General features: G+C 39.6%; 1 protein-coding gene. It reads left to right on the forward strand.

From position 1 onward, the window contains the following. Nucleotides 1–73: 73 nt before the first annotated feature. Nucleotides 74–460, forward strand: coding sequence for a hypothetical protein (locus WEIDD23_RS12230; protein WP_043711705.1), 387 nt, complete (start codon nt 74–76; stop codon nt 458–460). Nucleotides 461–470: the final 10 nt, after the last annotated feature.

Consider the following 470-nt stretch of genomic DNA (forward strand, 5'->3'; position numbering starts at 1 on the left):
CAGAACTTTGCCTTACGCATTTTCTATACCGTGATATACTGGTAACAGTTATAAACGAAGTAAGGAAATATGTATGGCAAATAAAGCAGAAAAGGTGGACGCAGCTGAATTCTTAGCAATGTTGCTACAGTACAGCCGTGATTTCCACTACAATCACATCAACGTTAATGTTCGTTTGAATCGTAACCCCGCATACACACGTCAGGTAATGAATGTCATGTTGAAGCGTAACTCAAAGAAGTACGGTAACGACGAACGTCTATATGCATCAATGACCGCCGACGAAGCAACCAAGTTTCTTGCGTTAATCAATCAGTTGAAGGAAGATATGTTTGCTTCTTTTGCTGATAAGATTACTTGGCACACCGACCTATTGGTACGTGAAGAGCAAGAATTTGGTTATCGTCAAATCCGCGAACGCGATCAATACAACAACCTAGAATTTGAACTTTTGCTCTAATCTTATAAAA

Source organism: Weissella sp. DD23, assembly GCF_001579105.1.
GTDB lineage: Bacteria > Bacillota > Bacilli > Lactobacillales > Lactobacillaceae > Weissella > Weissella cibaria.